General features: G+C 62.3%; 6 protein-coding genes. 5 read left to right on the top strand and 1 reads right to left on the bottom strand.

The window, feature by feature from the left end; all coding sequences use genetic code 11:
• The 5 genes from G6031_RS16355 to G6031_RS16335 form a co-directional block, all read left to right on the top strand.
• The coding region (locus G6031_RS16355; protein WP_182653837.1) for a restriction endonuclease at positions 1–248 on the top strand (248 nt) is incomplete at its 5' end.
• A 72-nt stretch (positions 249–320) separates the two neighbouring features.
• Entirely contained in the window at positions 321–929 is a 609-nt protein-coding gene (locus G6031_RS16350) for a hypothetical protein (protein WP_182653836.1), read from the top strand.
• Between the two features lie 8 nt (positions 930–937).
• A complete protein-coding gene (locus G6031_RS16345) occupies positions 938–1,909 on the top strand; it encodes an exonuclease domain-containing protein (RefSeq protein WP_182653835.1) in 972 nt (323 codons plus the stop codon).
• Positions 1,910–2,098: 189 nt separating this feature from the next.
• Positions 2,099–2,344, top strand: coding sequence for a type II toxin-antitoxin system prevent-host-death family antitoxin (locus tag G6031_RS16340; protein WP_069389218.1), 246 nt, complete (start codon positions 2,099–2,101; stop codon positions 2,342–2,344).
• A 21-nt stretch (positions 2,345–2,365) separates the two neighbouring features.
• Entirely contained in the window at positions 2,366–2,623 is a 258-nt protein-coding gene (locus tag G6031_RS16335; RefSeq protein ID WP_070723086.1) for a type II toxin-antitoxin system RelE/ParE family toxin, read from the top strand.
• Between the two features lie 824 nt (positions 2,624–3,447).
• Here G6031_RS16335 and G6031_RS16330 read toward each other — a convergent pair.
• A complete protein-coding gene (locus tag G6031_RS16330) occupies positions 3,448–4,023 on the bottom strand; it encodes a ParA family protein (RefSeq protein ID WP_182653834.1) in 576 nt (191 codons plus the stop codon).
• Between the last annotated feature and the right edge of the window lie 696 nt (positions 4,024–4,719).

Raw genomic sequence — 4,719 nt, 5'->3', positions numbered from 1 at the left:
GCAATTCTCACCTGGCTACGCCAATTGGGAGACACGCCCTAGGCAAACAAGGCGATCGAGGCGTCTTCATCACCACCTCGTCGTTCACCCGCGGAGCCCTACTAGAAGCCGAGCGAATCAACGCCCGCATCGAACTCATCGACGGAGCTCGACTGGCCCGCCTCCTGGTCCAGTACGGCGTCGGAGTACAGGAATTGCACACCGTCGTGCTGCATCGCATCGACGAGGACTTCTTCGAAGAAATTTAGAAACCCGCCATCGCGGATACGCTGAGCGGTAAATTTCCATGTGAACACCCCTCCGGAACCTCAAGGGGACGCATGGACTACCTCCCGCCCGTCGCATGTGTCGAGCTGTCGGCAGATCGCTTCTACATCTGCCTCATCGACGTCAACGGCGCCGCTGACTTGCCCCGCCAGCTCGGCGGCTGGACGGTTGAACGCAACGACCGTGAGCTACTCCAGAGGCTTCTTGCGGGCCGGCTCGTGGTCAAGACGACGGACGACCCGATGCCTGACGTGGACCAGGCAGAGATCGTCGGCTACTTCACCGTGGACGACACTGTTAGCAAAGTTGAGGCCGAGATCGCCGAGCTGAAGAACCGGTTCACCGCGGTTCTCGAATCGCCTGAGCGGCAAGGACTGGGCGCCCTGACCGAACCACGCTGGCCCGACCTGGCATCGCTCACCACCCGGACCCCTAACCCGCAGGCCTCACGGGAAGGCCAGGGGCGCGCAGCTTTCGCTCTCGGAGTCACTGTCAAAGACCTGGCCACCGGGTGGGGCAAGCTGGAATCGATTCGTCTCACAGCGGCCTACCCACTGCCTCGAGACCCAGGATTGCCGAAGAGTCATCCTCGACAGTTCAGGTACTACCTCAACGATGATTCCAGTCCGACTGCTCGGCCTCTGCCGGTGGGTGGCCGATGAGCTCCGAGATGACCTTCGTCGCCTTCGACACCGAAACTGCCAACTCCAGCCGTGCCAGCATCTGCTCGCTTGGCGCGACAGTGGTCACTAACGGCGTCGTCACCGACGAACGTAGCTGGCTGATCCGTCCCCCCGAGGGGCACGACGAGTTCTTTGCCCGCAATGTTTCCATCCACGGCATCACCCCGGAGATGGTCCAGCACAAGCCCCGGTTCGGTGAACTGTGGCCCGAAATCTCGCAGTACCTCGACGGGCACACCGTCGTGGCGCACAACGCCTCCTTCGACACCAGCGTGGTGCGCTACGCATGCGAGACCTCTGGACACCCGTGGCCGGAGTGGACCTACGGCTGCACACTCGTCATGGCCCGGCAGGCCTTGGACCTGGTGTCCTACCGACTGCCGATCGTGGCTTCTCACCTGGGCGTGCCGCTTGAGCGCCATCACGACGCCGCGGCGGATGCCCGCACGTGCGCCGGTGTCCTGCTCGCGCTCGCCGACCGCAACGAGTGTGCAGACCTGACGCACCTGACCGCCGCGCTGACGGTGAACCTCGGTCGTCTCTTTGCCGGCGGCTGGGACCCATGCAGGCAGGCTCGCGCTGTCCGCTCCCCCAGTCACGCTGCTCGCGGCCCATTAGTCATTCCCGAGGCGTCCGTCGACGCCGATCCCGAGCATCCCCTCTACGGTCAGGTTGTGGTCTTCACTGGAGGCTTGGGCAGCATGACCAGGCAAGACGCCTGTGACGCGGTCGCACGCGTCGGAGCCACACCCGCCAAAGGATTGACGCGGAAAACCACCGTGTTGGTGATCGGCGATGGTTTCCGCGGCGACGACCTCGCGGAATTTCAGACCGGCAAAGCCCGCAAAGCCCTCGAACTGCGGGCCAAGGGACAGCCGATCGAAGTCGTGACCGAGGACGAACTGCTAGAACTCCTGACCATCGAGCGCAACACCACCGCACCAGTTCGGACCGTATGACCAGGACCTGCCTGGCTTGACCACGCGGGCGCAGCCACGCGTTCCCTACGGGGCTCCGGCCTGCGCGTGGAAGTGCGATAATGTCGGATTACGTCAAACCCACAGGGTAGAAGCCTCGAAGCAGACTCGGCGCCCATGTCGCGTGCAGGCCACTGGACCACTAGTTGTACAAGATGTACTATTGGTGGCATGGTCACCACGACGCTTAGCAACTTCCGCGCTCATCAGAGCGAGCTACTCGATGCCGCGCAGCGGGCGCCGGTGGAGATCCTTAGCCGGGGCAGCCGTCGTCGCGCCGTTGTCGTCTCGCCGGAGTTCTTCGACCGCGCCCTACAGGCCCTGGAGGATCAGGCCGACGTGGAAGCCGCGGCTGCCGCTCGCCGCGAGGACGACAGCATCTCCCACGAGGACCTCATGGCGGAACTGGGCCTGTAGACCTGCGCACCCGCTTGCCTGATGCCCTATTCGATCTCCTATAAGCCCTCGGCCGCCAAAGCCCTGCGCAAAATTCATCCCACCGAGCAGAACCGAATCGTCCGCGCCATCGAAGCCCTCGCGGTGACACCACGACCGCCTGGCGCGATTCAGCTCGCCGGAGGCGACGGCGAACTCCGAATCCGCGTGGGCAACTACCGCATCATCTACGACATCGAAGACGACGCCCTCGTCGTACTTGTGCTGCGCATCGGCCACCGCGGCGACGTCTACAAGTGACTCCGTCCCACGCCAAGTCGCCACCGGGCGTTCGAGGAGGCACCACTCGCCGACGCCGATAGGACGCGTTTCGACAATCCGCAGCCGGCACGGCTCGCGATGGCAGGATCCAACGCCTAAGCAGACAAGCCGAAGCTGCTAGAACTGCTCGTTACCCAGGGTCTCGACGCCACCAAGGGCGGCCCACTAACGGCATTGAGAATCATCCAGTCACCGACTGCGCCGATATGCGGGAACACCCGTGGAGCAACGCGGCCCGGCCACCAAGAGTTCTGCCAGCGGGAAGGCGACCCAGAACAACAGGAGCAGCTCCGGCCGGCCCGACCGGCAGCACGGCCAACTACCAGTCGGGCTCAACCCACAATTGCCGGCGAACGCGAACATGGAAAGTTCGCAGTTCAGACGCTGGTTGCCAACCCCCCCTCATCACAGGGCGGGCTCGTCGCGCGGCTAGACGCCCGGGCTCGATGCTCGCACCGGACTTGCCTACCAGCCTGAGAATCACGATCTCTTCGGTGGCCGACACCGTCAGCGGTATATACCTCGATCCGTTTTTACCGGCGACGGTTTTTACCTCTGGCGAGACTACTCAGGAAGTGCGTTTCGAATAGCTGCCTCGATAAACTCAGACACGGTCTCCCCTTGTTGGATGGCCGCGATCTTCGCTCTCCGGTACACCTCAACATCAAGCGCTAGAGATGTCTTCGTACGCCGAGGACCGGCCGGACGTGCGGCTTCAGAAGCAGAGAACGTTTCCGAGACCGGCCGGATGGGAGCTGCGGCCCGTGGGCGCAAACTACGGCTCACCGGTTCCGATTTGCCACTCATTTAGTCACCTCAACGATCTCGTCCATCAGATCTCGATAGCCGAAGAAGCTTGTTGGACATGTGCCGAATGACTGGCGTATCGCCTGTCGCTTCCCAATCACATTCTCGAATACGAACACCCCTTCCGATTCAAGGGCCTCCTTTGTGAGCTCGAGCAGCTTAGTGCCGAGCTCAACGCTCGTGAGAAGGACGCCAGCTGGCTTATGTGCAGCAGTTTCCAACGTCGGCCAGACGCGCTGGAGGTCCAACCCAGACGGCGCAGTGGGGACCACGACAACATCAGCCGCATCGATCGCGGCCTGAATGATGTCAGCAGCACCCGGAGGCGTGTCGATCACTGTGATGTCGCTACTAGATGCGCGCGAAAGCGTGATCTTGTTCGCGGGCGAGACTTGAAACGGCAAAGGCGCACTCCCCTCCGTCGCAATCTCAGCCCAGCTAGTGGCCGACCCCTGAGGGTCCGCGTCTAGCAACTCAGCCGACTTGCCCTGCGCACTCGCGACCGTCGCTAGGTAAATGGCGGTGGTCGTCTTACCGACGCCACCCTTGGTGTTAACTACCGCAATCTTCAAAACCCGCTACACCTCAATCCTCTTATACCGCGATACCGCTGTACCTATTGTGGTCATCACCTTGATACCAAAACTGCAGCACAGGAGCGCGTTAGCCACGCCGAACATCCCGAAATACCTTTGGACCGGTAGCGGTACATCAGTAATCACCGTTAGACCGATACTGGTGTTGCGGTATACACCGGCGCCGGTTTTGCGGGATATACCGCTGCGGGTGTGCCGCAGCCGCTGACCGCCGACAGAGCCGTAGGCGGCGCCAAAAACTCCACCTCACCTAGGCGTGTCGATAGGATTTGTGGCGCCAAGTGTGGGAGTTTTCCTCCCATGGCGACGAAGCAGCGGGGCCCCGGGCGACCGTCATTCGGCGAGCGCATGCGCGTGCCCGTCCGTATGGCCCCTGAGGTGTACGAGGCACTTCGGGTGGAAGCCAGGTCTAGAGGCGTCTCGATGTCTCAATACTTGGCTGACCTCGCCGCCATCAATCTTGGCCTGCCCGAGGCCGTAGTTCCACCTGCAGATGAGGAGGCAATTTCAGCGTGAAGCGGTGGCCGGCCCGCGCCCGGCCAACAGTTGAACACCCCGCAACCCTGAAATGACTGATCCCGGCCCACTGGCAGGTGGACCGGGATCGAAAGTCAAGAGTTCGAGTTACCGCTCAAACTCGGTGTTGCTCACCAATTAGGAGAGCTGTGCTTC

Source organism: Dietzia sp. CQ4, assembly GCF_014145125.1.
In the GTDB taxonomy this organism is placed as follows: domain Bacteria; phylum Actinomycetota; class Actinomycetes; order Mycobacteriales; family Mycobacteriaceae; genus Dietzia; species Dietzia natronolimnaea.
This window is presented reverse-complemented; position numbering and strand designations above follow the sequence as displayed.

What these genes read in the sequence shown, in the direction of transcription:
- G6031_RS16350 (WP_182653836.1), top strand. Translation starts at nt 321, where the DNA reads ATGGACTACCTCCCGCCCGTCGCATGTGTCGAGCTGTCGGCAGATCGC.
- G6031_RS16345 (WP_182653835.1), top strand. Translation starts at nt 938, where the DNA reads ATGACCTTCGTCGCCTTCGACACCGAAACTGCCAACTCCAGCCGTGCC.
- G6031_RS16340 (WP_069389218.1), top strand. Translation starts at nt 2,099, where the DNA reads ATGGTCACCACGACGCTTAGCAACTTCCGCGCTCATCAGAGCGAGCTA.
- G6031_RS16335 (WP_070723086.1), top strand. Translation starts at nt 2,366, where the DNA reads ATGCCCTATTCGATCTCCTATAAGCCCTCGGCCGCCAAAGCCCTGCGC.